Consider the following 26,925-nt stretch of genomic DNA (forward strand, 5'->3'; position numbering starts at 1 on the left):
ATCCCAAATTATCAGCATTTCCCCTAGCTATCCGTTGGATTTTCTGGCAGCGCCCCATCCAGAGTATCAGAAACTGGCGATCGCGCGTAAGTTTTTATTGCCCATTCTGTTTGGCGGATCGCGCCCCGCAGCATGGCGACTTCATCAACACTCGGATAAGCCCTGTTGTACAAACGCCGAAATTTTTCCATCCGACTTGCTGCTGTGTGCGGATGCAAATATCCAATTTTCAGCAGCAGCGTTTCTAGTTGCTGGTAATATCCCTCCAAATTGTCCAAAGAAGCACTGGTGAGGGGAGGGTCCGATGGGGATCGGGAGAGGGGGAGAGGGGGAGATTGGGAAAATATTCCCTCTTTCTTATTCTTTGTATCCGTTACATCCGTTACATCCGCTACAGAATCCGTTGCCGAACTTCTCTCCGTTACATCCGTTACATCCGCTACAGAATCCGTTGCCGAACTTCTCTCCGCTACATCCGTTACATCCCGTACAGTGCTCGTTGCCGAACCTGCTTCCCGATACAGTTCGTAGCAGCAAATAGCCACAGCTTGGGCGAGATTTAAGGAAGTGTAAGCATCGCTGCTGGGAATCCGAATCAAGCGCTGGGCGCGGTTTAATTCGGCGTTAGTCAAGCCGCAGTCTTCTCGACCGAAAATTAGGGCGCTGGGGGCTTCTAGCAACCAAGGTAAAGCATCTGCTGGTGTTTCTAGCTGCATTGGGTGCGATCGAGAATCGTCTCCTGTAGTTGCGATCGCCCTGACACATCCTACCAAAGCCGCCGACAAACTCTCGACTACTTTCGCCGCGGACAGTATGTCGGCGGCGCGCACAGCCATCAGTCGGGCTTCTTCCCCTAAATAATCGCACTGGGGATTTACCAAAATTAATTGGCGCAAACCCATATTTTTCATCACGCGGGCTACTGAACCCACGTTCAAGGGCCCTGCGGGTTCGACTAAGACGATTCGGATGTTGGCTGATGCCGTTTCGACCATTTTTACTGGGGAGATTTTTTGCTGAAATTAAACGGCGTTGCATAAATCTTCGATCGGTCAACCGCAGATTTAATGCTTATTTACGCCCATTTACGCAGATAATCTAAGATAGCGTACTGTCAAAATTAGCATGGCCAAGCAGCGATCGAAATCGGATTTACCGACAAAAATGTGCCCGGTGTGCGATCGACCTTTTACTTGGCGCAAAAAATGGGCCGACTGCTGGGATGAGGTGAAATACTGCTCGGATCGCTGTCGCCGTCGCCGTAATAGCACAGAAAATTAAGAATCTGTTGCTATTTGCCAAACAGAAGCTAAGATTGCAAAAGAAAATTTCACGGTTAGAAGTATGGCATCGCAACAGGTGCAACCAAAGCTAGTTATTCACGGCGGTGCCGGCAGTTCTCTACACAGCAAGGGCGGAATTGAAGCGGTGCGCAAATCGCTTTATGATGTTTTGGAGGCAGTTTATCCGCTGCTCAAAGACGGTGCGAGTGCCGTAGATGCAGTGGTGCACGGCTGTCGGTTGTTGGAAGATGACCCGCGATTTAATGCGGGTACGGGTTCTGTGGTGCAGTCGGACGGGCAAATTCGGATGAGTGCTTCGCTGATGGACGGTTTGGTGCAGCGTTTCAGCGGCGCGATTAATGTTTCTCGCGTTCAAAATCCGATCGAACTTGCTCAATTTTTGCAGAGTTCGGACGATCGGGTATTGTCTGATTTTGGTTCGGCGGAATTGCTGCGAGAACTTCAGTTGCCGATTTACGATCCGATGACGGATTTGCGCTTGCACGAGTGGATGCAGGAACGCCAAGGCAATTTTAACAAAGCAATGGCTACTGTGGTGGCGGAAACCCCCCTACCCCCCCTTACCAAGGGGGGACAAAGGGGGGTTGGCACGATCGGAGTTGTAGCTTTGGATGCCGAGGGGCGCTTGGCTGCGGGAACATCGACTGGCGGCAAGGGTTTTGAGCGCATCGGGCGGGTTAGCGATTCTGCTATGCCGGCGGGAAATTACGCGACTGGGAATGCGGCTGTTAGCTGTACTGGTATCGGCGAGCACATCATGGACGAGTGTTTGGCGGCGCGAATTGTGGTTCGGGTAACGGATGGTTTGAGTTTGAAAGCTGCTTTTGAGCGTTCTTTTGCGGAAGCTGACGATCGCAAGCGAGATTTTGGTGCGATCGGAATTGATGCTAGCGGTGCGATCGCGATCGGCAAAACTAGCGAGATCATTCTCGGTGCTTTTCACGACGGCGTGCAAATGGGCGATACTTTGGAAACGAACAAGGGAACGCTGGTTTTTGTTGCTTAGGAATGAGAATTAAATAACTTACAATCTTTATTGTTCTTGTGGGATGGGCTCTCCCGCCCATCCCACAAACTTGTGTAAATTATTTAATTTGCGATCCTTACCGGGATTTGCTAGTTTTAATAATTTAGCAATAATTATTGAGATTAATATTAAATTCGCAACTGCCAAAGTTTAACTGTACCATTATCGCTACCGCTAACCAGAGTTTCGCCCAACTGCCCGATCGCCACCGCAGAAACAGGGCCCGAATGTCCCTCTAAAGCGTGCAGCAATTCGCCGCGCAGATTCCAAAGCCTAACAGTACCGTCAAAACAGCCCACTGCAAAATATTTCCCGTCGGGGCTAATCGCGGCGGCGGAAGTGATGCGAATTCCTGTTTGCAGGGAATGCAATAATTCGCCTGTTTGCAAATTCCACAGTGCGATCGTTTTATTGCCATGACAGACGAGAGTTTGGCTGTCTGGAGTAATTGCTACATAATTTTCGCTGCCAAATGTTCGCCTCACTTCTCCCCCCGGCAATTCCCACAAAGTGACGGTGGCCCGACAGAAACCGCTGGCTGCATTCAGCCCGCTGGCTATTAACATTTTGCCGTTGGGACTCAGGGCGATCGCACTTATATCATCCCCTTGATAGCCTTTCAAAACTTGCAGCAGTTGGCCGCTGTTGAGGTGTTGCAGCTTGACAGTGCCGCAGGTGGTGCCGATCGCCAAAATTTGCCAGTCGGGGCTCACGGCGACAGATTCGTGGCGGTGTACGTCTGCTAAGCGCTTCAGCAGTTCGCCGTTTTGCAGGTTCCACAGTTTGACTGTACCCGCGCGCGATCGCGTCAGCAGCGTTTTGCTGGCGGGGCTGAAAGCCACTAGCAACACGGCGGTTGAATGTCCGCAAATAGTCCGAAGCAGTTCCCCGCTGTGCAAACTCCAAACTTTGACTGTACTGTCGTGGGAGCCCGTTGCTAGTAATTGTCCGTCGGGACTGATCGCGGCCGATAAAATGCTGTCTGAATGCTGGAGAGTGGCTTTTAAGATGGCGCCGGATGAGGTTTTTGGTTGTTTTTTATACCCGGCTATTGCCAGCCAGTCGATCGCGTCTCTCCAATTTTTGAGTGCATTTCTCTGCCGATTTGTCAATATTTCTATGTATCGGTACAAAGTTTTGGATAAGTCAACCTCTACACCCTTGATTTGTTTGTTGAGAAGTACCGCCATCTCGGCGGGGCTGCAGCCGCACAGCAAGCCGCACAAGTGCCTTTTTTCCACGGGTGTCAGCCCTCTTCTGGTGTGGGGGGCGAATTCTAGTTTGGCGTTTGCTAAGTCGCTGTACAGCTTTTCGATGTCCCAGTCGTAAATTGCCCGTGCAAAAGGTTCTTCGGGTCGATCGGGGGTAGAGGGTGTCATTTGTGGCAGTCGCGATCGAGTTCCTAGTCAAAATCCTAACCAAAATCCTAACATTCGCTGTGCGCGATCAAACTGTTTTCACCGCTAATCTATTTTTAACACAGCAAACAGCAGCAAGAGTTTCCGGTAAAAAATGTGCCGAAATCCTGACCTTTACAGTTTGCTAAATAACTCTACATTAACCGGAGAAATAAAATGCCTGGAATTGCGATCGCCTTATTTTTTATCCTCGGTTTGGTTTTAAGTCTTGTTGGTTATATTTGGGGATTAGTTCAAGCTTTTGGAGAGGAAACTATTTGGGGAGTCCTTTACTTGGTTGTTCCCTTTGCCGCCTTGGTTTTTTATGTCAAAAATTGGAGCAATAATAAAATCAGAAAAACCTTCTTAATTCAATGTGCTGGTTTGCTGATGTTTGTTTTGGGAGGTGTTACTACTTCAGTATTTTATGGCGGAAATTTCACAAAAACCTCTGCTCCTCGCCTGAATCTAGAACTAAAAAATAACGATAGCTCTCCTTCTTCTTTTCCTTCGGAGCTTAACATTTATCCATCACCAAGTCAAGAATCATCTCCGGCTGCTGATCCATCTCCTCAAAGTTCTATAGCGCCGATTCAAAAAGACGAATTCAAACAATCGATGAAACTCGGGTATGTCTACTACGGACAGAGAGACTATCAAACGGCTTTAATCAATTTTAACAGAGCTTTGCAGGTGCGTCCTGGCGATGCTTATGCTGTCAAGGCTGTTGACAATACCAAAATGGCGATCGCCGGTAGCCGGACTAAATAATCCGTGGCTTAGAAATTAGTAATTCACATCCTTTCCCAAAATAACAGGATAAACTTATGAAAATTCTCAAACAAACACCAACGCAACTAACAATTCAAACCTCTAGCATCTGGGATGGTTTACTCTTGATTTCTCCTTTTATTGTCATTGGCTTATTGCAGATTATCTTGGCGTCAAACTGGATCGGTGGAGGTATATTTCTGTTATTCTCGCTGTGTTTGTTGGACGGCGCAATATCTGAAATCTATATCTTTGACAAAACTTTGGGTAAAATGACCGTTAAACGACGGGGTTTGTGGCTGAATCATGTTACCGAACGCTCAACTCGCGATATTTGTGCGGTGGAATTAGACGAAATAGCAGATAGCGAGGGAAATTGTAGCTACTATGTTGAGTTGTTGGTGTTGGGATGCGAGATCCTTTGTTTGAGAAGCAATTCGGTAACAGAACAATGCCAAATGGCTGACTCGATCCGCAGCTATGTCTCGACGTGCGATCGCAGCACTGAAACAATATCTTTGCCAAGCAAGTTCACCGGAGGCCTTGTCAAATAATCTGTGCATGATAAAATGGACACAATAGAGAAATTAGCAATTCAAGTTTTTGTGTCATCAAAAGGATGAATTCATGAAAAAACTCAAGGGAACGCCATTTAATGAACTAAAAATTAAAAGATCTAACATCTGGCTGGACTTGTTATCTAGCTTGCCCTTTATTCTCGTTGGATTGTGGATGATTTTTAATGCACAGAATACAACAACTCTAAGTTGCCAACGCATAGAATCTAAACAAGGCAATTGTAAACTCACAGGATCGAGCTTATCGGGTTCAAATACTCAACAAATATCTCTGGATAATTTACTGGGAGGCAAAGTTACCAAAGGTAGAAAAGGTAGCAGCAGAGTTGTACTGTTAACCAAATCGGGGGAAATTCCGTTTACTGATGGCTACACTCGTTGGGGGGATAAAAATATTTCTGCTAATAAAATCAATGATTTTGTGGCAAATCCCGATCGCAAATCGTTGCATGTAAGTCAAGACGATCGCTGGTTTGTATGGATATTTGGGATCATGTGTGTGCTGGCTGGGGTATTTAATTATGTTGAGAAACGCGAAAAATTAAATCTGTAGATATACAACTTTAGGCAAAATGACAATTTAACAACGCGGTTGACTGGTGAATAATTTTACCGGATACTTCTATTGCGATATTTATGGGTAGCAGCAGGCACAGGAAAATATAAGAAGTAAGGTATTCGCTACTATCTTTGTCTGTTAATGCGATCGCAACGCAACCTATTCTTTAACCGCAGTCAACAAAAAAAAATGGCTGATTTGATTCGTGGCTATCTGACTTAGCGATCGCAGCACAGAAGCAATATCTTTGCCAAGCAAGTGCACCGGAAGCCTTGTCAAATAATCTGTGCATGATAAAATGGACACAACTGAGAAATTAGCAATTCAAGTTTTTGTGTCATCAAAAGGATGAATTCATGAAAAAACTCAAGGGAACACCATTTAATGAACTAAAAATTAAAAGATCTAACATCTGGCTGGACTTGTTATCTAGCTTGCCCTTTGTTATCCTTGGATTGTGGCTGGTTTTTTGTGCACAAAATACAACTCTAAGTTGCCAACGCATAGAATCTAAACAAGGCAATTGTAAACTCACAGGATCGAGCTTGTCGGATTCAAATACTCAAGAAATATTTCTGGATAATTTAGTGGGAGGCGAAGTTACCACAGGTAGGAAGGGTAGCACCAGAGTTGTACTGTTGACCAAATCGGGGGAAATTCCGTTTACGGATTACTACACTTCTTGGGGGGATAAAAATGCTCTTGCTAATAAAATTAATGATTTTGTGGCAAATCCCGATCGCAAATCGTTGAATGTCAGTCAAGACGATCGCTGGTTTGGATGGATATTTGGGAGCCTACTTGTGCTGGCTGGGGTGTTAAAATATGTTTGGAAGCGCGAAAAATTAAATCTATAGCTTTGATAAAACTTTCGGTAAAATGACTGTTGAACAACGGGGTTAGCGGGTGAATAATTTTACCGGATACTTCTCTTGCGAGATTTATGAGTAGAAGTAGGTACTGGAAAATATAATAATTAAGGTATTCGCTGCTATGTTTATCTGTTAATGCGATCGCAACGCAACCTATTCTTTAACCGCAGTCAACAGCAAAAAAAAATGGCTGATTTGATTCGTGGCTATCTGACTTAGCGATCGTAGCACTGAAGCAATATCTTTGCCCAGTAAGGCGCCGGAGGCATTGTCAAATAATTTGTGCATGATAAAATAGACACAAGAGAGAAATTACCAATTTAAGTTTTTGTCTCATCAAAAGGAGAAATTTATGAAAAAACTCAAGGGAACGCCATTTAATGAACTCAAAATTCAAAGTTCTAACATCTGGCTGAACTTGTTATCTAGCTTGTTCTTAATTGTCGCTGGATTGTGGCTGGTTTTTTATGCACCAAATGCAACTCTAAGTTGCCAACGCATAGAATCTAAACAAGGCAATTGTAAACTCACAAAATCGAGCTTGTTTGGTTCAAATACTCAAGAAATATCTCTGGATAATTTAGTGGGAGGCCAAGTTACCAAAGGTTCTAAGCGTAACACCCGAGTTGTACTGTTAACCAAATCAGGGGTAATTCCGTTTACGGATTACTACACTACTTCTTGGGGGGATAAAAATGATCTTGCTAATAAAATTAATGATTTTGTGGCAAATCCCGATCGCAAATCGTTGAATCTCAGTCAAGACGATCGCCGGGGTGCATGGATATTTGGGAGCATATTTGTGCTGGCTGGGGTATTACCATATGTTTGGAAGCGCGAAAAATTAAATCTATAGCTTTAATAAAACTTTCGGTAAAATGACTGTTAAACAACGGGGTTAGCGGGTGAATAATTTTACCGGATACTTCTCTTGCGAGATTTATGAGTAGAAGTAGGTACTGGAAAATATAATAATTAAGGTATTCGCTGCTATGTTTATCTGTTAATGCGATCGCGCTGACAATTATACTTTAAAAGCAAAAAAACAGGCTGACTCGATCCGCAGCCCTTTGGACGAGCGATCGCACTGAGTTAATACACTTGCTGCTAAAGTGCGTCAACCGTAGCTATCCAGTAGGGAATAGCCCAAATCAATAAGTAACAATAATTTCCTAGGCGCTAAAAACTTTGCATTCTGTTACATTATAAAGTTTTCCTCATCTTTCTTTGCCATTATTTGCTGTAATATCGCGCTAAAGCTAAGGTTTCACTGGCACTGAAATAATTAATATATTTTTAAGATTCATCTACTTTAAATCACGGAAAGCTTTCTTAAACGACGCAGCCGGAGGTAAACTCGCGACATTTGTTGTCGGTCAAACATTTTAGTGCTAGTGTATTACCAAGATAAGAAGGGTCATGGCATAGGATGACTTCCAATAATATATAAGTTAACAATTGGGCGGATATGGGTCAGCAACTCGATCGGTAGCATCAATTTTGGAATCAAAGGGCGCAGTAAATGAAAATAATCAAGCAAACAGCAACTGAACTAATAATTCAGACGAAGAGCATATTGGATTTGTGGTTCCCTAGTAGTTTATTAATGGCATTTGGACTGATCTGGCTGGCTTTTGACTATCATGCAGCAACCCTGAGCTGCCAGCGATCGCAGGAAAAACAAGGAAATTGCCAGTTGGTGCGATCGCACTTACTGGGATCGGACATCCAAGAAATTCAGCTTGCTGCTTTGCAGGGAGCTAAAGTTGAAAGATTTGGCTCCAAAAGCAGAGTTGTACTTGTGACGAATGTTGGGGATGTTCCTTTCAGTGCTAACTCGACTAACTGGGGGAATAAAGACGCTGCTGCTTCGGACATCAATTTTTTTGTTAAAAATGCAAAACATCGCTTGCTGCGCTTAAGCCAAGACGATCGCCCCTTGGGATGGACAGGAGGCATATTTTTGCTCGCAGCAGTCGGAGCGATCGTGTTGGGAAAGAATGAAACCTACAGCTTCGATGAAAAATTAAACACCCTGACTGTTAAACAGCGGGGTTTGTTGGCACGTAAAGTAATTGAATACTCTCTGTGCGAGATTTATGGGGTGGAAGTCGAGCGCAAAAAAGATCGGGATAATGACATTTGGTACGAAGTCAGACTGTTAGTTAGTGGAGGAGATCGCATTTCCCTGCCGCACACTATGAGTCCGTACAAGCAAGTAGAAATCGCCAAAGCGATTAATAACTACCTGCACGCGCGATCGCACTAAGGTATTGGTAGTAAGGACTTTAATTGCGAAAATTCTGCGGACTAAAGTCCTCACTACAAACCTAGTTATTTCTTCGCATCTTTTAACTTCCAACCGGGTTTGACAACTTGCCGCGATCGGGCAATTACTAAACAGTCATTCGGCACATCTTCTGTAACTACAGAACCTGCCGCTACGGTAACATCTTCTGCCAAAGTTATCGGTGCCACCAGCACGCTGTTAGAACCGATTTTAGTCCGATCGCCTATTTGAGTTTTGTGCTTGTTTTTTCCGTCGTAATTCGCCGTAATCGTCCCTGCACCGATGTTGACTTTTTCTCCCAAAGTCGCGTCTCCTAAATAAGACAAGTGAGCGACATTAGTGCGATCGCCTATTTTAGCATTTTTCAATTCTACAAAATTGCCGACTCGACAGTTCGCCCCTATTTGTGCGTGTCCGCGCAAGTGTGCGTAAGGGCCAATTCGCGAATTTTCGGCCACAATACTGTCAGAAACTACCGAATAAAGCACAGTCACATTTTCTCCAATTTGACTGTTTTCAATCAAACTGCCGGGGCCGATGCGACTCCCAGAGGCGATCGAAGTTTTCCCCCGCAAGTGGGTTTGCGGTTCAATTACCACATCCGGCTGCAACTCTACGGTATCGTCGATCGTGATGCTTTGGGGATCGATCAGCGTTACGCCCGCCGTCATCCACTTGTCCTTTACCCGCGCTTGCAAAATATCGGAAGCTGTGGCTAAATGTTTGCGATCGTTAATTCCCAATATTTCTTGATAATCTTCAACATCCACCGCCATCACAGGAGAGAGGATACTTACCGTATCAGTTAGGTAATATTCTTTTTGGTCATTGTCTGCTTTCAAATCTGGCAAAATTTTCTCTAAATGCGGCCAGTGAAAACAGTAAACACCTGCATTAATTCGCTGGTTTTGCCTTTGAGCTGTTGTGCAGTCGCGGTCTTCGACAATTTGCTGCACTAGGTTTTGACTGTCGGTAAATACTCGTCCGTATCCTTGAGGATTTGGCAAATTAGCTGTCAATATAGTAGCAGAGTTTTTGTGCTGTGTGTGAATTGCTATCAATTGTTTGATAGTTTCTGCCCTCAGCAAAGGTACATCCCCATTTAAGACCAGCAAATCTCCTTTCCATCCCTGTAAGTGAGGCAGCAGTTGCTGGATGGCGTGACCGGTTCCCAATTGTTCGGTTTGTTCGACAAATTCTAGGGGAGGAAATTCGGGATTTTCCGGTATTTCTTGACCTCGAATCAGGGATTGTTTAACGAGTTCGCCTCGATAACCGACGATGACAAGTCGCCGGGAAATTTTAATTTCTTGACAGCTTTGGAGGACTCGCTCAACTAGCGATCGCCCGCCCAATTCGTGTAGAACTTTAGGCAAGTCAGATTTCATGCGCGTGCCGCGTCCAGCAGCTAAAATTGCTATTGCTATCATTGTGCGATCGAGCTATTTGCTATAAAAACTAGAATATTGACTAAATGATGATATCACTGGCTGTCCGTCGATGGTACTGCGATCGCACAATTTTTTAATCTCCAATCTCGAATCCGGGCGCCGCACGTCTTTTTGCAGCCTGATGTCGGTTTTAGGGGCGATGCTTGCGGTATCTTGGAGTTGCGCGCGGTATCAAATTGCTGAGGACTGAAGTCCGAACGATCGAACCGAACTCAGGTTCGATCGTTCGGACTTCAGTCCTTCCCCGAGGGATGCGAGGGGAAGCGAGAGTGATAATTTGCATCTTTGAGCTTGAATTTACCGAGATAGATTATACTATTTGTTGAATTTCAGTTATGCTGTTTTCAAATAAAAAAAACTATTGTTTCGTGACTTTTTCATTCCTTCTTCCGACTTTCCTCGGACTTCTTCCTTCTTCCTTCCTTTCGGCATTATCAGGTGTCCAGCTATGACAGAGCTTAATTTTCAGGAACTTGCCAAGCAGGGAAATCCACAGGCGATCGCATCTTGGCTCAACAGCCAGTTGCAATCTGAAGGGATCGCAGCCACCGCGAATCTCGACGGCGACTGTTTGGATGTAATTCTTGAGGCCGAGCAAGTACCGAGAGAAGATACTTTAGTTGATTTTGTCCGCAGCCAACTGACGAATTTGCAGCCGGATTCGATTCGCAAAGTGAAGGTTGAGGGGCGAGAAAGCGGTAAGATTGCAGCTTGGAGTCAGGAGTTTAGTTTGGAGAATAGCAGTTTGGAACGAGAGAGCTTTGCGCCAGAAGGTGTGGCAAATACGGAGGTTGCTAATACGGACTCGCGCCCTGAGATGGAGAGCAGTATTGAGGAGGATAAATCGCCGGAACTTGCTGCATTCCAGAAGCGGCTGCGATCGACTTTCATTGTCGTCGGGCTGGTAACGGGTATGTTGGCGATCGCCGTGGTGGCGTTTGTCAGTAAGATGTTGAACGAGCCGACAGCAACTGCTCTGAAGAATCCAGATGAAACAGAGAATTTAGCAACTGTACCGGATACTTTTCGAGATGCCGTTAACAGCGCCGTCAAAGCAGCAGAGTTAGGGCGAGTGGCAAAAACGAAGCAAGATTGGACGATGGTTGCCGATCGCTGGCAAGAAGCGGTATCGTTGATGAGAAGAGTACCGGTGTCTAGCGCCAACCACGAACTAGCTCAGACAAAAGTGATCGAGTATCAAAAATATCTGCTTTACGCTCAAGAATCAGCAGTAAATCCCCCTGTACCCGAGCCAACTCCCGCAACACCCCAAAAAGAAACTTCCCAGAAAGCAACTCCTAAGAAATCTAATTCTGACAAAGAAACTTCTGAGAAAGCAACTCCTAAGAAAGCCAATTCAGAAAAAGACACATCTGAGAAAGAAAGTCCTAAAAAAGCCAATTCCGAAAAAGAAACTCCGAAAAAATCTAATTCAGAAAAAGCAGAACCAGAGAAAGCAAATCCTTCTCGATAGATTAGTCTGAGACGCACCGTTCAGAAACCGGGTTTTTTCCGAAAATACTTCGCGAGAGCCGTATAAATGCTAAAAAACCCGGTTTCAGGGGTCTTTTAGCGTAATTCCCTAGAGATGTTAAAATACAGATTTGAAGAGTTATGACTGACACCAATTTAATCGTTTCTCCTGAATGGTTGGCCGCCAATACCGAAAATCCGCAACTTGTAATTATTGACTGTCGGTTTTCCCTCGCTGACCCAGAATTGGGACAAAAACAATATCAAGAAAGTCACATTCCCGGAGCTTTCTATTTAGATTTAAACCAAGATCTCGCGAGTGCAGTTGGCACGCGCGGCGGCAGACATCCGCTGCCAAATATCGGAGAATTAGCGGATAAATTGAGCGCGATCGGCATTAATTCATCAGAAACTTTAGTGGTGGCTTATGACGATTCGCGGCTGGCTTTTGCGGCTCGGTTGTGGTGGCTGCTGCGATATATGGGACACAGCAAAGTCGCTTTGTTAGACGGGGGTTTGGGCGCCTGGAAAGCGGCGGGATATCCGGTAACAAATACTTTGCCCGATCGCCCCCACGGTAAATTCGTGGTGAAATTGCAGCCGGATATGGCGGTAGACATTGAGGCTGTAAAAGAGCGAAAAGACTTGCCGGACACGGTTTTGGTCGATTCGCGGGAGAGCGAGAGATACGAGGGTTTGCGGGAGCCGATCGACCCCATTGCAGGCCACATTCCGGGTGCTGTCAACTACCCTTGGCAAGGGGTGACGGATGAAACTGGAAAAGTGCGATCGGCCTCCGAACAAAAACAGCGGTGGACTCAATTACAAAAAGCGGAAGAAATCATCGTTTATTGCGGTTCCGGGGTGACAGCTTGCGTTAATTTACTGTCCTTAGAAATCGCCGGAATTCCCGATGCTAAACTCTATGTCGGTAGCTGGAGTGACTGGTGTTCCTATCAGTTGTAGGGTGCGTACCAAAGCACCAATAAGATTCGGCGGTATTCTTGTCTTGAACCCACGGAGGTGGGTTTCGTCTGTATAAACCTGGTTTCAACCGCCCGGTATTTTTGTCTTCAACCCGCGGAGGCGGGTTTGGTATGTATAAACCTGGTTTCAACCGCCCGGTATTCTAGAAATCAAAATAAATATAAGGCAAACCCCCATCGGGAGCCAACACCCAAACCGCATACAAACAAAGCGGCACCAACACCAATTTCACAGGCCAATTTAACTCCAACTTCAAACCCCGACTCAGCGCATAATTCCCCAGCATCGCCGCAGCCACAGCCGCCAAAATCCAAATTAAATGCACTCTTTCCAAACCCAAAGCTTCCACATAAACTTTATGAACAAACTGCACGTCAGCAGGGTGTCCCCACAAATGCGAAATCGCCCATCCCGAATCCTTTAAATCGGGAAGTCGGAAAAATATCCAACTACCAAAAACCATCGCCTGAGTTAGCAGCCAACCCATCGCCATCCCGATCGGATTTTCCCACAAAAACTCGATCCGCAACTTCTTAAAAACCACATCCGTCACCCGGTGCACCGCCAAAGCCAAACCGTGCAAACCTCCCCACACAATAAATCCCCAAGCTGCACCGTGCCAAATTCCGGCAATTAACATCACCAGAGACAAATTCAGACAAGTGCGCCACAAACCGACTCGCGAACCCCCCAACGGAAAATACAAATAATTGCGCAGCCAATCCCCTAAAGTCATGTGCCAGCGGCGCCAAAAATCAGCGATGCTGGCACTAAAATAAGGGAAATCAAAATTTGGCGGCAAATACCAACCCAGCAGCAAAGCAGTACCCCGCGCCATGTCAACATAGCCGCTAAAATCGAGATAAAGTTGCAGCCCGTAAGCAAAAATCGCCAGCCACAAATCCTCGCTTCCCGCCCGCTGCAAGTTGGTAAAGCTTAAATCGACATAAATTCCCAAGTTGTCGGCGAAAAGACCTTTTTTTACTGCGCCGAAGGCGATCGTCCAAAGTGCCTCAGAAATGCGATCGGGCGTCGGAAATTTCTGTGATTTCAGTTGATAAATCAAATTGTGATACCGAGTAATCGGGCCAGAAATCAGTTTCGCAAAAAACAACTTGTAAGCAGCAAAGTGCAGCAGCCCCGTAGCAGCCGGCGCGCCTCGGTACACATCAATCAAATAAGCAATGCACTCAAAGCAAAAGAAACTCAATCCCAGGGGTGCGATGACGTGAGTTTTCACCCAGTTAGCACCGTCGAGAGCAACAGGCCAATTTAACAAAGTGCCGATCGAATTCAATAAAAAAGGCACATACTTAAAACCCAGCAGCAGCAACACATTCAGCCCAATTCCGAGCCACAGCAGCCACAAGCGGCGGCGGTTCCAAGATTCATTAGCAATCCGCCAATCCAGAGGTTCCCCGATCGCCATCGCCAAGCAGTAATTAAATACAACACCGACTAACAGCAGAGGAATGTACCAAATTTGCAGCGAAGCATAAAAAATCAGACTACCCGCCAGCATCACAAACAGCCGCCACCACCGCAGGGGAACCAACCAGTAAGCCGCGAACAAAACTAACAGAAACAGGGCATATTGAAGGGAGATGAAAGTCATGCGATTTTAGATTTTGGATTTGCGATTTTGGATTGAAAAATTGGGGATGGCTTATTTTGTATTGGTTTGGATCGCGGGCCTAAATTTGCATTATTTTTTTAACTAATGTCATTTTTTACAAATAAACAAGATCGGATATTCGATCGGGACAGGGCGCAGTACCCCTTGGTGTCAACAATCGGTTAAAACCATCTGTATCTCTCGTTTTTAGCCCAGCCTCGATCCCCCTAAATCCCCCGATCCTCGGGGAGTAGGGGTCGAATTTGAAAGTGCTTCCAGTTCCCCCCTTAAGAAGGGGGGCTAGGGGGGAGCGAGATTTTGCTAATAACGAGATTTATCATGGATTTTAGCCGATCGCCCACACGAACAAAACCACCGCCCAAGTCCCTACTGTATAGTCGGCAACGGAGAACTGCTACATTTTACAGCACAAGTGTTAAATGCAGTCGCAAATTAAATAAAATTCGTTTTTGTAAACCTGGTTTCAACCGTACCTCCGATCTATCTTGAAATTATCTGCGTTTATCTGCATCGATCTACCCGATATTTGCGGTTTCGGGATCGAAGATTTATGCAATAAGTCTAAAGACTAGCCGATCGCAAACAATCAGCACCGTTGGCGGCGCCCATCGCAGTACAATGAATTTCTACCAGCAAGTCTTTGGGCAAATACCGAAAAACTCTTTTGATCCTTCACGATCAAAACTTTTGGTGCTGAATCCCGCGCAGGCGATCGAGAATTTGCCCCTGTTAACCGTGTTTCATTTCCCTTAGCTGCGGACATTTCCGAAGATTCTTCTGGATCTCCAGCATATACGATCGGCAAATTGACAAAAAAAGTCGAACCCACCCCGGGCGAACTTTGTATTTCAATACTTCCCCCCAGAAATTCAGCCATTTTTCTGCACAGAGACAATCCCAATCCCGTGCCTTTCACCCCCTTCTGCAAGTGATTTTCGACTTGGACAAATTCTTCAAAAATCCGCGTTTGGTCGGCTGGGGGAATGCCAATGCCCGTATCTGCCACAGAAAAAGTAACTGTTCCCCCCTCTCCCATTTGGGCAGCAACTCGGACTTCTCCTGTTTCGGTAAATTTGAGAGCATTAGAAATCAGATTGCGCAAAATCTGAGAAACTTTTCCCTCATCGGTGGTGAGGGTTGGAAGTTCCAGCGGCACTTGAAAAATTAGACTGACGGGCGATTTTTGTGGTAGCAGGGGGCGCATCATTCCCCGCAGCGCGCTGAACAAATCTTCGACTTCAAAATCAGCCACGCGCACAGTTACTTTTCCGGCTTCGACTTTGGCTAAATCTAACGAATCGTTGACAAGTTCTGCCAGAGATTCGGCGGATTTGCGAATAAAATTTACTTGCTTGTCTTGTTCGGGTGAAAGTTCTCCGTCGAGGCGATTTAACAAGATTTCGGAAATGCTGAGAATTGTGGTTAGCGGAGTGCGAAACTCGTGACTCATATTGGATAAAAAGCTGGTTTTGAGTTCGCTCGCACGCTGGAGAGATTCGGCTTTGTCGTTCAATTCCGCATAAAGTGCCACGACTCCGCGATTGGTATCTTCTAGTTCTTGATTTAATTGTACGAGTTCTTCTTGACGCTGGCGGAGTTCGTCTAAAGTCCGCAGCAATTCTTGATTTTGCTGCTGAATTTCCGCATAGGGATCTTCGGGAATTTGGCGCGCTAGTTTGTCAACTAATTGATTGAGTTCGATCGCACTCAGCGCAGGCATCAGTTTAGAAAACTGCTTAATTAATTGTACAGCCGTTCCGCGATCGGGCGCCGAATCGATTTGCACCTCGTCCATCAACCGTTTCGCGGCTGCTAAACCGATGCCAGCACCAGTTTGCGATCGAAAATTGGGGCCCAACACCGCCGGTAAATCAGCAATTCCCGGCCCGCTGTCAGAAATCCGAGTCCGAAAAACTTGTTGCGATTCGCCTTCGACAATAAATTCTACTTTGCCGCCGCCTGCATATTTAAAAGCATTGCGGGCAATTTCGGAAACTGCTGTCGCGATGCGGGTTTGTGATTGGGAATCGAACCCTAGCCCCTTAGCAATTTGGCGAGCTCTTTGGCGGACTTGTACGATGTCTTGTTCAAAGCGGACTTCCGTCGTCAAAATTGGGTAAATCATGCCATTTTCGCATTGGAGCATTAGGGATTTTCGATCGGGGAATCACTGATGACTATCATGGTTTAGAGCTCGCCTACAGTTTCATTCTTTTTGGGAACTGGTATCAAGCTGGTTGTCTCACCTTGGCTACCACAACAGTCATGTCATCGCGGGTGCGTTTGAAGTCCCGGTAGAGTACGGCTGCGATTAAAGCCGGATGTCTGGTAGCTAAACCAGGGTAGCGGTTTAAATCCCACTGCGCCGCCAAACCGTCGGAGTGCATGATGAGTAAGGACTGCTGCGACCAAGGATAGACAAATTCTGCTACTTTTTGCATCCGATGTCCCACTGTGCCATTGTAAGAAACCATGCTGCGGGCTTGGTTGTCTGTGAACACTACACCAGCAATGTTGCCAACTCCGGCAAAACAAATCGTTTTTTCGGTACGATCGATTCGCGCGATCGCAGCAGCCGCTCCTCTGGTATTTTTTAAAGCAGCGTGCGCCTTCTCCAAAATAGCTTTCGGCCCCAGTTTAGCGTTTTCTCCAAATACCCGCACCGCTTCGAGCGACGCTTCCTCGGCCAAAACCCCGTAGCCGAGCCCGTCGGCGACTAAAATCAAATTTTTGTCCAGGCAATTTTGGGCCGCCCAGGAATCGCCACAAATTTGCTCTCCAGCTTTCGGCAAGCGAACGACCCCAAATTCCAAGTAATTGCGGTTTTCGGAAGCTTCCCGGCTATTTTGGGTCGGGGAAAGTCGCATTAATAAAGCTGTCCCCAGTTTTGGTACAGAATGAATATCAAAAAAACTAGAGAGGCGTTTAATCGCGCCGAGTCCAGTTCCCGGGGTTCCCGCAGTCGAAAAACCGTCCCGCAGACACTGGCCGACATTTGCCATTCCCGGCCCCCGGTCTAGCGCTACTATTTCAATGCTATATCCTGCCGCTGTTTTTACGGTTTGCAGCAAAAGTTCTCCTTCGCGGGCGTGTTTGACCGCGTTTTTTGCGGCTTCGGTGGTCACAATTGCCACTTTACCGCGATCGGTCTCGTTAAATCCGAGTTCGGCCGCGAGGGCGACAGCGATTCGCCGCGCTTCTCCGACTTGACTTTCTTCTGTTACGGGCAGGACTACGGCATCTATCATTATTTTGTAGTTCTCATCTAAAGCTGGCGCGCATTTAAAAAGTCATCAGTCATTAGTCATTAGTCATTAGTCATTAGTCATTAGTCATTAGTCATTAGTCATTAGTCATTAGTCATTAGTGGTTTCAGAAACCGGGTTTCTTCCTAGATTTATCATGACCAAACACAAAACTCGTAGAAACCCGGTTTCTCGCCCCCTCTCCCACTCTCCCCATCCCCCCATCTCCCCCTCTCCCCATCTCCCCCTCTCCCCATCTCCCCATCTCCCCACTCATCGCCAGCGGACGATCGCAATTTTAGTCCCCTTACCCACTTTGGAAACAATCTCAAATTCGTGCATCAACCGCTTAGAACCGCTCAGCCCCAACCCCAAACCACGATCGGAAGTATAACCGTCAGTCATTGCCAATTCGATGTCTGGAATTCCCGGGCCCTTGTCTTCAAATATCAGCCGCAGCCCTTTGCGGCTACCTGATTGGAGCGTTTCGAGAGTTACAGTTCCCCCTTTACCGTAGTCTACAGTATTGCGGGCGAGTTCGCTGGCTGCGGTAACAATTTTTGTTTGGTCTACTAAGCCGAATCCCATTGCTACAGCCCAACTTCGCACTTGCTGTCGGACGTGGACTATATCGGAGGACGATCGAATTTCTAGTGTCTCACGTTTTGACATGGCGGCTAATCTACTACAATAGAACTTCTCCACAAAAGATATGACTTACCCTCATCAACCAAGTTTCCCGTAAGAAATCTAAAGTTTGTCAACAAGCTATCTAGAAACAAAGCAGGTTTCTTTACACCTGTGTTAAAAAAATGCAACTATAGGCAACTACCCAGCCATATCCAGTAAGTCATTCCCATCTAAAATCTCAAATCTCAAATCTCAAATCGAAAATGGTATTACTTCCTGTGCCTAATTCACGGAAACATTTATGGCTTACACTTCCGCCTCAGGAGAAAAACCCAATGATTTTCGCAACAAATTCATGCCCTTTTCAACACTTAAAGCGGTGCGAACTCCTGTCAGGGAAAGCCCCAATTCAACCAGCGTGATCGCAACTGCTGGCTGCATCCCCACCACCACTGTTTCAGCATCTAAAATTCGCGACATGGTAGCGATATTGTTGAGAATGCGACCGATAAAAGAATCGACGATTTCTAGGGAAGAAATTTCGATTAAAACACCTTTTACCCCTGTTTTGACGATGCGGTTGGTCAGGTCGTCTTGCAGCGTCATTGCCAAGCGATCGTGCATATCTACTTGGATTGTTACTAGCAGAAATTCTCCCATTTGCAGGATCGGAATCCGTTCCATAAATTCACCTATCTCTGAGCTTTGAATCAAATAAACTTTCAGGCCGGAAGACAATATAGCCCTTCTCAATTTTCGTGAGGTACGCGGGCGAGCAATTACCTTTTTCCCGATTACCAGTTACCTTTTTACCGATTCCCCATTACCTTTTTCCCGATTCCCAATTACCAATTCCCCATTACCAATTACCAATTCCCCATTACCAATTCCCCATTACCAATTACCAATTACCCAAATGCACTGTTACACCATAAGTGCTATAGTTTTTATCTTTCCTCTTTAAGATTTTTTATAGTTAAACCTTGGCGCTGCAAAGCGACTTTAAAAGCATCTGCTAAAGTAGCTTTGGTGAGAATATCCTGCAAGTCAACTCCCAAATGAACGATGGTTTGAGCGATTTGCGGGCGAATGCCGCTGATGATGCACTCAGTACCCATCAAACGGGCGGCGGCGACAGTTTTTAATAAATGTTGAGCGACTAAAGTATCAACAGTCGGCACGCCTGTAATGTCTAAAATCGCAAATTCTGACCCGGTTTCCATGATTTCCTGCAACAGAGTTTCCATGACTATTTGAGTGCGGGCGCTGTCGAGAGTCCCGATCATGGGTAAAGCAAGAATGCCTTGCCAAAGTTTGACTACGGGTGTTGACAATTCGAGCATTTCTTGCTGCTGGCGTTCGATGACTTCTTCGCGAGCTTTGAGAAAGATTTCTGTCACCCAAAGCCCTAGCTGATCTAATAAGCTGGTGGAAAGCCATAGTTGTTCGACGAGTGCGTCGCGGTTTTGTGTCAATTCGTGACAAAGCCGATCGAACAATGGCTTTTTGAAGCATAAAATAAAACTCGCTATCTCTGAGGGGGTAAAGCCCCTCTGAACGCGCGATCGCGAAACTTCTGCCAGCAGCAGCCGCATATTCTCCCATTCGGGCGTCTGGATGTCGCTAAAGTTACCGTGCCCCACTGCAATGTGGAGCAATTGCAGGAACTCTTGACACTCCGATCGCAATTCTTTGGCTCTCATCAAGTCGTCCCGCCGCAGCCCGGTGTTTTGCAGTTCTTTGAGCCAGTCTGCTAGTAGCTCAGCTTTGTTTTTTTCTAGGATTTGGGCGATCGTGTTATTGCTTGTGAGTTCCATTAAAATTATCTCCTGCTTAGCAATTGGGATGAAGTTGTACGAGCGATCGCACTCTTGGTATTTTAGATGGGGCAACTTCTGAGTTTACCAGAAATAATTGGTTTAAAGCCCCAAGCCTTGTAGGGAGAAATTAAAAAAAGACGATTCATTATTCCAATCCTCGGACTTCCAGGTAGAGGTCGCCCTCAAGCAGTCAACTGTCAACTGTCAAGCGGTCAACTGTCAACTGAACTCACTGTTTGCTGTTTGCGATCGGGGGCTAGGCGCCTAACTGCAAAATGCGTTTGACGATCGCGCTGGTAGAACTCGGAACTTCTATTTCGATCAACGAAATCTTGCCGCCTCCCGCGATAACCGCCGGTGCTTCCGGCAGAGTTTCCCGTTGATAGTCGCCTCCTTTAACGTATATATCAGGCTTCAGGATACTTATCAGTTTAGTTGCTGTAATCTCGGAAAAAATTACTACGGCGTCTACTGATTTGAGGGCGGCTAAAACTTCGGCTCGCTGATTTTCCGGTACGATCGGGCGGGGCGGCAATCCTGGCTGCTGCGGTTTGATAGCTTGCACGCTAACGTCGCTATTCAAGCCCACCACGAGCGATCGCCCCAAAGCTTTTGCCGCCTGCAAATAGCGGACGTGGCCCGCGTGCAGGATATCGAAGCAGCCGTTAGTAAACACGATCGGACGCCAGGAATCCGGATCGGATGCGATCGAGCTTTCAAGTTCTATCAACCTGTAAACACCAGAAATCATTGCAGTCATTACCAGCAAATTTTAACAGCGATGAATCATCCTACCAAAAAATGCGATAACCTGCACCTGCGCCATTTAACAATCAATCGCTCGATCTGCCACTAATTAGTAGTTAGCAATTAGTAATTGGTAATTAGTAATTGGTCGCTCTACACCCTGAAGGAACAAGCAAGAAAGCGGGAGCATCAAGCGCAAGCTGTGCTTTTGTAGTGCCCTCCCCGCTCGCACTCAAACAAAAATCCTTTTTACACTCTCGTGAGATGCTCGCAAGAATGCCATAAAGGCTTCGCGATCGGGAAAACAGAAGGAAAAAGCACAAAACAGCTACTGTTGAATCACCGGACCCCCTCCAAAAGAACGGATACTTGTGAACCACACTCGTCGCCACCCGCCCAAAATTTTAGACGAATGTTCGGGCTCCGGTGATTCATCTGTGGAGTAAATCTTCAATGCGAAAATCTTCAATGCGAAAATCGACTGACTGCCCTGTAGTGCTGTTGGTAATTGGAGGTGAAAAACGTTGGGAAACAATTATTTATTCCAGCTCTCTGTGAGATCAATTACTATAAGACAGGGGATGAAAGTGCCGCGGCATCTGGCAGGCGCCAGATGTAGGGGGTGAAACCCACCTAAACGTTACCCTCCTGTGTCTATTATTTCTGACACTGCCGCGCGAGCCAAAGCTAGTTAAAAGCTGGAACCCAAGCGTCCAGAACTCATCTTTACCCTGCATTCGTCAGACTGTAGAAGAGGCTAGCAGTTGCTTGCTGCCGTTTCAGCGCGCTATCTTGACAAAGTTCCACAGCCGATCGCGCTCCGCGCACAGCCTCCTGTGCGTGCCAAACTCTGCATACCAACCAGTGCAGCAACTCGGCCCAACGCGCGGCGATCGCGCAGCAAGTGAAAACCCAGGGGAAATTCTAGGCAAGTACCCGATCGAGCTATTTTAGTGGAAAATAACGTGAAGTACCCAACCTGCCTCGCCTCTTGTTGGGGCTTCCAAAGTCCTAAAATGGGGACGGTTTGATTGGTCTGCAGAGTTTCCCATCTCAGCAGCCGTTTTCACATTCAAGACTCCTGCTTCCACGGAGCAAGGGACTGAACCTCGGGCGATGGTGTGATGCAGGCCGCCCGATGGCCCCCAAGCGAAGCAACCAGCGAGTACGGGAACACTAATACCAGTTCCCCAAAAAAATGAAACTGCTTTGCGAGGGGCCAAACCCTTATGGAATCAGTGATTCCCCATCGAACACCCAACATCGAACATCGAAAATGGTATAAGCTCTCCCACCAGTTAACTCATTAAACAAAATTTCGTTGAATCTAACGCTGTAGAATTATCTAACAGGAATTATGAAAGCAACTAACAGCCGTCAATTTTCTTCAGTAGCTGCTCGCACTCTCAAAGTAGTCGGGATTATCTTGATTCTCTCTGCTTTGCTTGACTGCATTGTTCTGTCGCTACCCGGAGAAATCTCCGACATGAGCAATCGAGTCTGGCAGCTTGCCGCCACCACTCAGATAGTTGACCGGGGGATTATTCCTTTAATGGGTATCGCCCTGCTGATGACGGGCTTTTGGGTGGACAGCAGCAGCGGAGTCTCTATTGAGCGGCGCAATGTTTGGGTGGACTTGCGATTCTGGGCGCTGTTGATTTCCAGCTTGCTAGGGCTAATTTACCTGTTGCTGGTTCCCGTCCACCTCAACAATACTCGTTTGGAACTCAAGGATGCTCTCGCTCAAGTCGATAAAGAAGCCGGACAAGCAGAAGGTCAACTTGAGGGGCAAATTAAAAGCGAGCAGTTTAAAGCTCAGGTAGAACAGCTCAAAAGCCAGCGCCGCAGCCAGATAGGCGCCCTGCTGCAAGACGACGGGAAGCTGCAACAAGCACTCAAGAGTCCAGATGTTCCCAAGGAGTTGAAAGCTGTGCTTCAGGAGTCGAAAAATGACCCGAAAGCCCTCGACAAATTCCTCGAACAGCAAGCCCAAGAACTGCCAAATCAAGCTCGCAACGAGATTCGCACCCGCAAGCAACAAAAAGAGAAAGAGTTGAGAACTCGATCGAGAAATTCGAGTTTGCAGACGGGAATCAACAGTTTGTTGTTAGCTATAGGCTACATTACTGTTGGTTGGACTGGACTCAGAAGTATCGGAATTCTGCGGTTCGGCCACCGCAAAAATTGACCCACCCAAAAACCGATACAAGCCGCCGACGCTATGAGTGTAGAGAGAGCAAAATTTTAGAGCCGAGTTCCTGCTCCCAGATTCATCTGTTGAGTAAATCTAAAATCTAAAATCTCAAATCTAAAATCGACTGACCGACGCCATCGCTCCCGAGCGCAAGTCGAGACATCCCTGAGAAATAAATACTTGATTTGCCGGATAGTTTGCCCTTACTGAAAGCTGGGAATGTTCTCAATTTATATTCTGACTTACAACGAAGAGATTGATATCGCCGCTTGCATTGAATCGGCACTGCTTTGTGACGATATCATTGTAGTTGATTCTTTCAGCAGCGATCGCACCCTTGAGATTGTTCAGAACTATCCCGTCCAAACAGTGCAGCACCGCTTTGAAACTCACGGACGCCAGCGGACTTGGATGCTCCAAGAAGTAGAATGCAAGTACGAATGGGTTTACATCCTCGAAGCTGACGAGCGGATGACGGCTGCACTGTTTGCTGAATGCTTAAAGGCGATCGAAAGTCAAGAATATATCGGCTATTACGTAGCTGAAAAAGTAATATTTATGGAGCGCTGGATTCGCCGCAGCACTCAATATCCCCGCTATCAAATGCGCCTGTTTCGCAAAGACCGAGTGTGGTTTAGTGACTACGGTCACACAGAACGGGAAGTCTGCAACGGCCCGACTCACTTTTTGAAGGAAACCTACCCTCACTATACTTGCAGCAAAGGTCTTTCCCGCTGGATTGAAAAGCACAACCGCTACTCGACTGACGAGGCGGCTGAAACTCTCCGCCAATTAGCAGCCGGTCAAGTAAATTGGTGGGATTTAATATTCGGCGCGTCGGAGGTAGAAAGGCGCCGCGCTTTGAAAGATTTTTCTTTGCGCTTGCCTTTGCGGCCTGTGGTGCGCTTTTTCTATATGTATATTTTACTAGGCGGATTTCTTGACGGTCAAGCTGGATTGGCTTGGTGCACGCTGCAAGCTTTTTATGAATATTTAATATTGCTGAAAGTTTGGGAAATGAAGCATATGCCGCTGCCAAATTTAGATGCAGTGGAGGAACAGTCTATTTCGGAAGTAATAACAGTTGAGCAGTCTAAAGTTTCTTACAATCTTGGCGCTTCCGATACTCGGAGTTGAAAATTGAGCATTGGTACGTAGTTGCGCTTGGGCGCTCTTTGATATATATGAAAGAGCGCCCAAGCGCAACTACGTACCTAATCCAATACTGAGAAAAAAACCCGGTTTCTTGAAGAACCGGGTTTCTCAATACCCTAAAAGTTTGAGGTTTAATCAAGTTTTGATTGTTAAGTCAAAACTCTCACAACTTAAAACTCTTGAGATTTTGCTGCTGTTTTTTCCCGATCGATCTTTAGAATCAACACACCCAAAGGCGGCAAACACAAGTCGATCGAATAAGAACTGTTGTGGAACCACCACTCATCAGTCCACTTACCCCCCAAATTCCCCATATTGCTGCCGCCGTACTCCCGCGCGTCGCTGTTAAACAACTCCGTATAGAAACCCGGTTCCGGCACTCCTACGCGATAGTGAGAGTGCGGCTGCGGCGTAAAATTGCACACCGTCACCACAAACTCATCGCCATCCTTCTCGCGGCGCACAAAGGCCACCACGCTGTGCCGGTTGTCGCTGCAATCAATCCACTCAAACCCATCCTCAGCAAAATCTTGACTGTAAAGTGCCGTTTCGCTGCGGTACAAATGGTTCAAATCCTTAAAAAACAGCTTCAACTTTTGGTGAGGATCGAATTGCAGCAAATGCCACTCCAAATCCCCCCAAACGTTCCACTCTTGCCACTGGCCGAACTCCATCCCCATAAACATCGTTTTCTTTCCGGGATGAGCAAACATAAAAGTAAACAAACACCGCACGTTTGCAAACTTTTGCCATTCGTCCCCTGGCATTTTCCCGATGATGTGGGCCTTGCCGTGGACGACTTCATCGTGGGACAAAGCCAGCATAAAATTCTCGCTGTGGTTGTACCACATACTGAAAGTTATGTTGTTCTGGTGGAACTGGCGGAACCACGGGTCCATGTGGTAATAGTCGAGCATATCGTGCATCCAACCCATGTTCCACTTGAGGTTGAAGCCCAAACCGCCTACATAAGTCGGCCAAGATACCATCGGCCAAGAGGTAGATTCTTCGGCGATCGACAGTGCCCCTGGAAAATAGCTAAAAATGACGTGATTTGCCTGACGCAGAAAATCTGCCGCCTCGATATTTTCGCGGCCCCCGTACTGGTTGGTCAGCCATTCTCCGGGTTCGCGACAGTAATCCAAATACAGCATCGAGGCTACGGCATCTACGCGAATCCCGTCGATGTGATACTTGTCAAACCAGAACAGAGCGTTTGATACTAGGAAATTCCGCACTTCGTTGCGGCCGTAGTTAAATACTAGGGTTCCCCACTCTTTGTGCTCGCCCTTGCGGGGATCGGCGTGTTCGTACAAGTGAGTTCCGTCAAAGAAAGCCAAACCGTGTCCGTCTTTCGGGAAATGCCCGGGCACCCAGTCCACCAGTATGCCAATGCCGTTGGCGTGGCACTGGTCAACAAAATACATGAAATCTTCAGGTGTGCCGTAGCGGGAAGTTGGGGCGAAATACCCGGTTACTTGATAGCCCCAAGAACCGTCGAAAGGATGTTCTGCCACTGGCAGTATTTCGATGTGAGTGAATCCCAAATCTTTGACGTAGGGAATCAGCCTAGAGGCCAATTCGCGGTAAGTCAAAAAGCGCGCGCCCGGATTGAGTTCCGAAACCGGAACGGCTGGTTGTATTTCTCCGTTCGGCAGTACGGCTGGTTCAGCAGTAGCCGCGTGCAGCCAAGAACCGATGTGGCATTCGTAAACCGAAATCGGCTGCGTCAGTTGGTCTGTGTGCCGCCGCTGTTCGATCCAAGCGCTGTCGTGCCAAGTGTAGGTATCTAAGTCGGTGACAATTGAGGCTGTTTTCGGCCGTACCTCTTGCTGGAAACCGTAGGGGTCGGATTTTTCGTAGGGATGTCCGTCTTGGTTTTTCACTTCGTATTTGTAGTGAGTTCCGTAGGATAGTCCCGGAATGAATAATTCCCAGATGCCGTTTTGGGATTTCCGCATTTGATGTTTGCGGCCGTCCCAATAGTTGAAATCTCCTAAGACTGAGACGTTGCGGGCATTTGGAGCCCAAACAGCAAAATATACTCCTGTGATGCCGTCTACTTCGGTGAAGTGGGCCCCTAGTTTTTCGTAAATCCGGTGGTGGTTGCCTTCTGAGAATAGGTGAAGGTCAAATTCTGTGAGTTTGGGCGATCGAAAGGCGTAGGGATCGTAGATAAAGCGTTCGTGTTCCCCTTCTTTGACCCGCAGTTGATAGTTTGCTAGTTCTGGGGTGTCGATCGTACATTCAAAAAAGTGAGGGTGACGATCTGATTTCATCGAATATTCGGCCCTCGCCTCCGGCAAAACTACCGATACTGCATCCGCATTCGGCAGATAAGCTCGGACGGCCCAGACTTTTTTGCCATTTTCTTCGATCGCGTGGGGGCCTAGCACTTCAAATGGATCGTGGTGCTGATTCCCAACAATCCGGTCAATCTGTTCAAAGGGGACGGTCGCGGGCATAAAACTACTTACCTCAATCTTTTGACTAAATGGCTTTCAAAACCGTTGGCGGCGCTGCACTTTACATTTGGATACATTTTTTATCGCTCATCCTACCACGATCGCTGCCGACGATCGCGCGGGCTCTTGACTTGCTGGCGACCAAGCTGTGATTTTACTGCTAAGGGCTAACATCTAAGTATAGAAATATTAAAACCCATCGAAAAATTTATATTTTTCCGATACTCTCCTTGACTTTTTTTAACCTGTGTGATATGTAACTTTTTTTTTCAAACTCTTGTGGATTTGCGAACCCACGGGCGTCAAGGAGCGTGAGTTTTGCCG

General features: G+C 46.7%; 24 protein-coding genes. 13 read left to right on the forward strand and 11 right to left on the reverse strand.

Annotated features, from left to right (window positions below; all coding sequences use genetic code 11):
• Window positions 1-23 precede the first annotated feature (23 nt).
• Window positions 24-995, reverse strand: a complete 972-nt coding sequence (locus QUB63_RS18565; RefSeq protein WP_332946741.1) for an RNA methyltransferase — start codon at window positions 993-995, stop codon at window positions 24-26.
• A 130-nt stretch (window positions 996-1,125) separates the two neighbouring features.
• Here QUB63_RS18565 and QUB63_RS18570 point away from each other — a divergent pair, with 130 nt between their 5' ends.
• Together QUB63_RS18570 and QUB63_RS18575 are read left to right on the forward strand one after the other, a co-directional pair.
• Entirely contained in the window at window positions 1,126-1,281 is a 156-nt protein-coding gene (locus QUB63_RS18570) for a DUF2256 domain-containing protein (RefSeq protein WP_293216634.1), read from the forward strand.
• 63 nt (window positions 1,282-1,344) lie between these two features.
• Window positions 1,345-2,310, forward strand: coding sequence for an isoaspartyl peptidase/L-asparaginase (locus QUB63_RS18575; protein ID WP_332946742.1), 966 nt, complete (start codon window positions 1,345-1,347; stop codon window positions 2,308-2,310).
• Window positions 2,311-2,459: 149 nt separating this feature from the next.
• Here the strand turns inward: QUB63_RS18575 and QUB63_RS18580 are convergent, their stop codons facing one another.
• On the reverse strand, window positions 2,460-3,710 hold the full coding sequence (locus QUB63_RS18580; protein WP_332946743.1) for a WD40 repeat domain-containing protein: 1,251 nt from the start codon (window positions 3,708-3,710) through the stop codon (window positions 2,460-2,462).
• A gap of 195 nt (window positions 3,711-3,905) precedes the next feature.
• Here QUB63_RS18580 and QUB63_RS18585 point away from each other — a divergent pair, with 195 nt between their 5' ends.
• The 6 genes from QUB63_RS18585 to QUB63_RS18610 all read left to right on the forward strand — a co-directional run bounded on the left by QUB63_RS18585 (window position 3,906) and on the right by QUB63_RS18610 (window position 8,777).
• A complete protein-coding gene (locus QUB63_RS18585) occupies window positions 3,906-4,499 on the forward strand; it encodes a tetratricopeptide repeat protein (protein WP_332946744.1) in 594 nt (197 codons plus the stop codon).
• A 56-nt stretch (window positions 4,500-4,555) separates the two neighbouring features.
• Complete coding sequence (locus tag QUB63_RS18590) at window positions 4,556-5,053, forward strand: hypothetical protein (protein WP_332946745.1); 498 nt, start codon at window positions 4,556-4,558, stop codon at window positions 5,051-5,053.
• A gap of 73 nt (window positions 5,054-5,126) precedes the next feature.
• Complete coding sequence (locus QUB63_RS18595) at window positions 5,127-5,630, forward strand: hypothetical protein (protein ID WP_332946746.1); 504 nt, start codon at window positions 5,127-5,129, stop codon at window positions 5,628-5,630.
• Between the two features lie 551 nt (window positions 5,631-6,181).
• Window positions 6,182-6,493, forward strand: coding sequence for a hypothetical protein (locus QUB63_RS18600; protein WP_332946747.1), 312 nt, complete (start codon window positions 6,182-6,184; stop codon window positions 6,491-6,493).
• A 367-nt stretch (window positions 6,494-6,860) separates the two neighbouring features.
• The gene (locus QUB63_RS18605) at window positions 6,861-7,364 is read left to right on the forward strand and encodes a hypothetical protein (protein WP_332946748.1); all 504 of its coding nucleotides are present in this window, start codon (window positions 6,861-6,863) and stop codon (window positions 7,362-7,364) included.
• Window positions 7,365-8,114: 750 nt separating this feature from the next.
• Window positions 8,115-8,777, forward strand: a complete 663-nt coding sequence (locus QUB63_RS18610) for a hypothetical protein (protein WP_332946749.1) — start codon at window positions 8,115-8,117, stop codon at window positions 8,775-8,777.
• Window positions 8,778-8,842: 65 nt separating this feature from the next.
• On the opposite strand, the gene glmU is transcribed toward QUB63_RS18610, so the two are convergent.
• The gene (glmU, locus tag QUB63_RS18615) at window positions 8,843-10,228 is read right to left on the reverse strand and encodes a bifunctional UDP-N-acetylglucosamine diphosphorylase/glucosamine-1-phosphate N-acetyltransferase GlmU (RefSeq protein WP_332946750.1); all 1,386 of its coding nucleotides are present in this window, start codon (window positions 10,226-10,228) and stop codon (window positions 8,843-8,845) included.
• Between the two features lie 469 nt (window positions 10,229-10,697).
• On the opposite strand from glmU, the gene QUB63_RS18620 reads away from it, so the two are divergent.
• Together QUB63_RS18620 and QUB63_RS18625 are read left to right on the forward strand one after the other, a co-directional pair.
• On the forward strand, window positions 10,698-11,723 hold the full coding sequence (locus QUB63_RS18620) for a DNA-directed RNA polymerase I subunit RPA34 (RefSeq protein ID WP_332946751.1): 1,026 nt from the start codon (window positions 10,698-10,700) through the stop codon (window positions 11,721-11,723).
• Window positions 11,724-11,863: 140 nt separating this feature from the next.
• Window positions 11,864-12,688: a sulfurtransferase gene (locus QUB63_RS18625; protein ID WP_332946752.1), complete on the forward strand. Its 825-nt coding sequence runs from the start codon at window positions 11,864-11,866 to the stop codon at window positions 12,686-12,688.
• 163 nt (window positions 12,689-12,851) lie between these two features.
• On the opposite strand, the gene QUB63_RS18630 is transcribed toward QUB63_RS18625, so the two are convergent.
• The 7 genes from QUB63_RS18630 to rfaE2 all read right to left on the reverse strand — a co-directional run bounded on the left by QUB63_RS18630 (window position 12,852) and on the right by rfaE2 (window position 20,791).
• Window positions 12,852-14,324 carry an MBOAT family O-acyltransferase gene (locus QUB63_RS18630; protein WP_332946753.1) on the reverse strand — a complete coding sequence of 491 codons (1,473 nt, stop codon included), beginning with the start codon at window positions 14,322-14,324 and terminating at the stop codon, window positions 12,852-12,854.
• 607 nt (window positions 14,325-14,931) lie between these two features.
• On the reverse strand, window positions 14,932-16,491 hold the full coding sequence (locus QUB63_RS18635; RefSeq protein ID WP_332946754.1) for an ATP-binding protein: 1,560 nt from the start codon (window positions 16,489-16,491) through the stop codon (window positions 14,932-14,934).
• An 82-nt stretch (window positions 16,492-16,573) separates the two neighbouring features.
• Window positions 16,574-17,593 carry an ATP-binding SpoIIE family protein phosphatase gene (locus tag QUB63_RS18640; RefSeq protein ID WP_332946755.1) on the reverse strand — a complete coding sequence of 340 codons (1,020 nt, stop codon included), beginning with the start codon at window positions 17,591-17,593 and terminating at the stop codon, window positions 16,574-16,576.
• Window positions 17,594-17,863: 270 nt separating this feature from the next.
• Complete coding sequence (locus tag QUB63_RS18645) at window positions 17,864-18,262, reverse strand: anti-sigma regulatory factor (RefSeq protein ID WP_332946756.1); 399 nt, start codon at window positions 18,260-18,262, stop codon at window positions 17,864-17,866.
• A gap of 264 nt (window positions 18,263-18,526) precedes the next feature.
• Complete coding sequence (locus tag QUB63_RS18650) at window positions 18,527-18,904, reverse strand: STAS domain-containing protein (protein ID WP_332946757.1); 378 nt, start codon at window positions 18,902-18,904, stop codon at window positions 18,527-18,529.
• Between the two features lie 263 nt (window positions 18,905-19,167).
• Window positions 19,168-20,037 (reverse strand): STAS domain-containing protein, encoded by an 870-nt coding sequence (locus QUB63_RS18655; RefSeq protein ID WP_332946758.1) that lies wholly within the window; start codon window positions 20,035-20,037, stop codon window positions 19,168-19,170.
• A 259-nt stretch (window positions 20,038-20,296) separates the two neighbouring features.
• Window positions 20,297-20,791 carry a D-glycero-beta-D-manno-heptose 1-phosphate adenylyltransferase gene (rfaE2, locus tag QUB63_RS18660; RefSeq protein WP_332946841.1) on the reverse strand — a complete coding sequence of 165 codons (495 nt, stop codon included), beginning with the start codon at window positions 20,789-20,791 and terminating at the stop codon, window positions 20,297-20,299.
• Between the two features lie 788 nt (window positions 20,792-21,579).
• Here rfaE2 and QUB63_RS18665 point away from each other — a divergent pair.
• From QUB63_RS18665 to QUB63_RS18675, 3 genes are all read left to right on the forward strand, one after another.
• Window positions 21,580-21,741 (forward strand): hypothetical protein, encoded by a 162-nt coding sequence (locus QUB63_RS18665; RefSeq protein WP_332946759.1) that lies wholly within the window; start codon window positions 21,580-21,582, stop codon window positions 21,739-21,741.
• A gap of 403 nt (window positions 21,742-22,144) precedes the next feature.
• Window positions 22,145-22,975, forward strand: coding sequence for a hormogonium polysaccharide biosynthesis protein HpsJ (gene hpsJ-B / locus QUB63_RS18670; RefSeq protein WP_332946760.1), 831 nt, complete (start codon window positions 22,145-22,147; stop codon window positions 22,973-22,975).
• A gap of 225 nt (window positions 22,976-23,200) precedes the next feature.
• Entirely contained in the window at window positions 23,201-24,118 is a 918-nt protein-coding gene (locus tag QUB63_RS18675) for a glycosyltransferase family 2 protein (protein ID WP_332946761.1), read from the forward strand.
• 188 nt (window positions 24,119-24,306) lie between these two features.
• Here the strand turns inward: QUB63_RS18675 and glgB are convergent, their stop codons facing one another.
• The gene (gene glgB / locus QUB63_RS18680) at window positions 24,307-26,601 is read right to left on the reverse strand and encodes a 1,4-alpha-glucan branching enzyme (protein WP_332946762.1); all 2,295 of its coding nucleotides are present in this window, start codon (window positions 26,599-26,601) and stop codon (window positions 24,307-24,309) included.
• Between the last annotated feature and the right edge of the window lie 324 nt (window positions 26,602-26,925).

This window comes from Microcoleus sp. ARI1-B5, assembly GCF_036705795.1.
In the GTDB taxonomy this organism is placed as follows: domain Bacteria; phylum Cyanobacteriota; class Cyanobacteriia; order Cyanobacteriales; family Microcoleaceae; genus Microcoleus.

Excerpts from the sequence above, each read along its gene's own strand:
- QUB63_RS18565 (WP_332946741.1), bottom strand. The coding sequence starts at position 995 with ATGGTCGAAACGGCATCAGCCAACATCCGAATCGTCTTAGTCGAACCC.
- QUB63_RS18570 (WP_293216634.1), top strand. The coding sequence starts at position 1,126 with ATGGCCAAGCAGCGATCGAAATCGGATTTACCGACAAAAATGTGCCCG.
- QUB63_RS18575 (WP_332946742.1), top strand. The coding sequence starts at position 1,345 with ATGGCATCGCAACAGGTGCAACCAAAGCTAGTTATTCACGGCGGTGCC.
- QUB63_RS18580 (WP_332946743.1), bottom strand. The coding sequence starts at position 3,710 with ATGACACCCTCTACCCCCGATCGACCCGAAGAACCTTTTGCACGGGCA.
- QUB63_RS18585 (WP_332946744.1), top strand. The coding sequence starts at position 3,906 with ATGCCTGGAATTGCGATCGCCTTATTTTTTATCCTCGGTTTGGTTTTA.
- QUB63_RS18590 (WP_332946745.1), top strand. The coding sequence starts at position 4,556 with ATGAAAATTCTCAAACAAACACCAACGCAACTAACAATTCAAACCTCT.
- QUB63_RS18595 (WP_332946746.1), top strand. The coding sequence starts at position 5,127 with ATGAAAAAACTCAAGGGAACGCCATTTAATGAACTAAAAATTAAAAGA.
- QUB63_RS18605 (WP_332946748.1), top strand. The coding sequence starts at position 6,861 with ATGAAAAAACTCAAGGGAACGCCATTTAATGAACTCAAAATTCAAAGT.
- QUB63_RS18610 (WP_332946749.1), top strand. The coding sequence starts at position 8,115 with ATGGCATTTGGACTGATCTGGCTGGCTTTTGACTATCATGCAGCAACC.
- glmU (WP_332946750.1), bottom strand. The coding sequence starts at position 10,228 with ATGATAGCAATAGCAATTTTAGCTGCTGGACGCGGCACGCGCATGAAA.
- QUB63_RS18620 (WP_332946751.1), top strand. The coding sequence starts at position 10,698 with ATGACAGAGCTTAATTTTCAGGAACTTGCCAAGCAGGGAAATCCACAG.
- QUB63_RS18625 (WP_332946752.1), top strand. The coding sequence starts at position 11,864 with ATGACTGACACCAATTTAATCGTTTCTCCTGAATGGTTGGCCGCCAAT.
- QUB63_RS18630 (WP_332946753.1), bottom strand. The coding sequence starts at position 14,324 with ATGACTTTCATCTCCCTTCAATATGCCCTGTTTCTGTTAGTTTTGTTC.
- QUB63_RS18635 (WP_332946754.1), bottom strand. The coding sequence starts at position 16,491 with ATGCTCCAATGCGAAAATGGCATGATTTACCCAATTTTGACGACGGAA.
- QUB63_RS18640 (WP_332946755.1), bottom strand. The coding sequence starts at position 17,593 with ATGATAGATGCCGTAGTCCTGCCCGTAACAGAAGAAAGTCAAGTCGGA.
- QUB63_RS18645 (WP_332946756.1), bottom strand. The coding sequence starts at position 18,262 with ATGTCAAAACGTGAGACACTAGAAATTCGATCGTCCTCCGATATAGTC.
- QUB63_RS18650 (WP_332946757.1), bottom strand. The coding sequence starts at position 18,904 with ATGGAACGGATTCCGATCCTGCAAATGGGAGAATTTCTGCTAGTAACA.
- QUB63_RS18655 (WP_332946758.1), bottom strand. The coding sequence starts at position 20,037 with ATGGAACTCACAAGCAATAACACGATCGCCCAAATCCTAGAAAAAAAC.
- rfaE2 (WP_332946841.1), bottom strand. The coding sequence starts at position 20,791 with ATGATTTCTGGTGTTTACAGGTTGATAGAACTTGAAAGCTCGATCGCA.
- hpsJ-B (WP_332946760.1), top strand. The coding sequence starts at position 22,145 with ATGAAAGCAACTAACAGCCGTCAATTTTCTTCAGTAGCTGCTCGCACT.
- QUB63_RS18675 (WP_332946761.1), top strand. The coding sequence starts at position 23,201 with ATGTTCTCAATTTATATTCTGACTTACAACGAAGAGATTGATATCGCC.
- glgB (WP_332946762.1), bottom strand. The coding sequence starts at position 26,601 with ATGCCCGCGACCGTCCCCTTTGAACAGATTGACCGGATTGTTGGGAAT.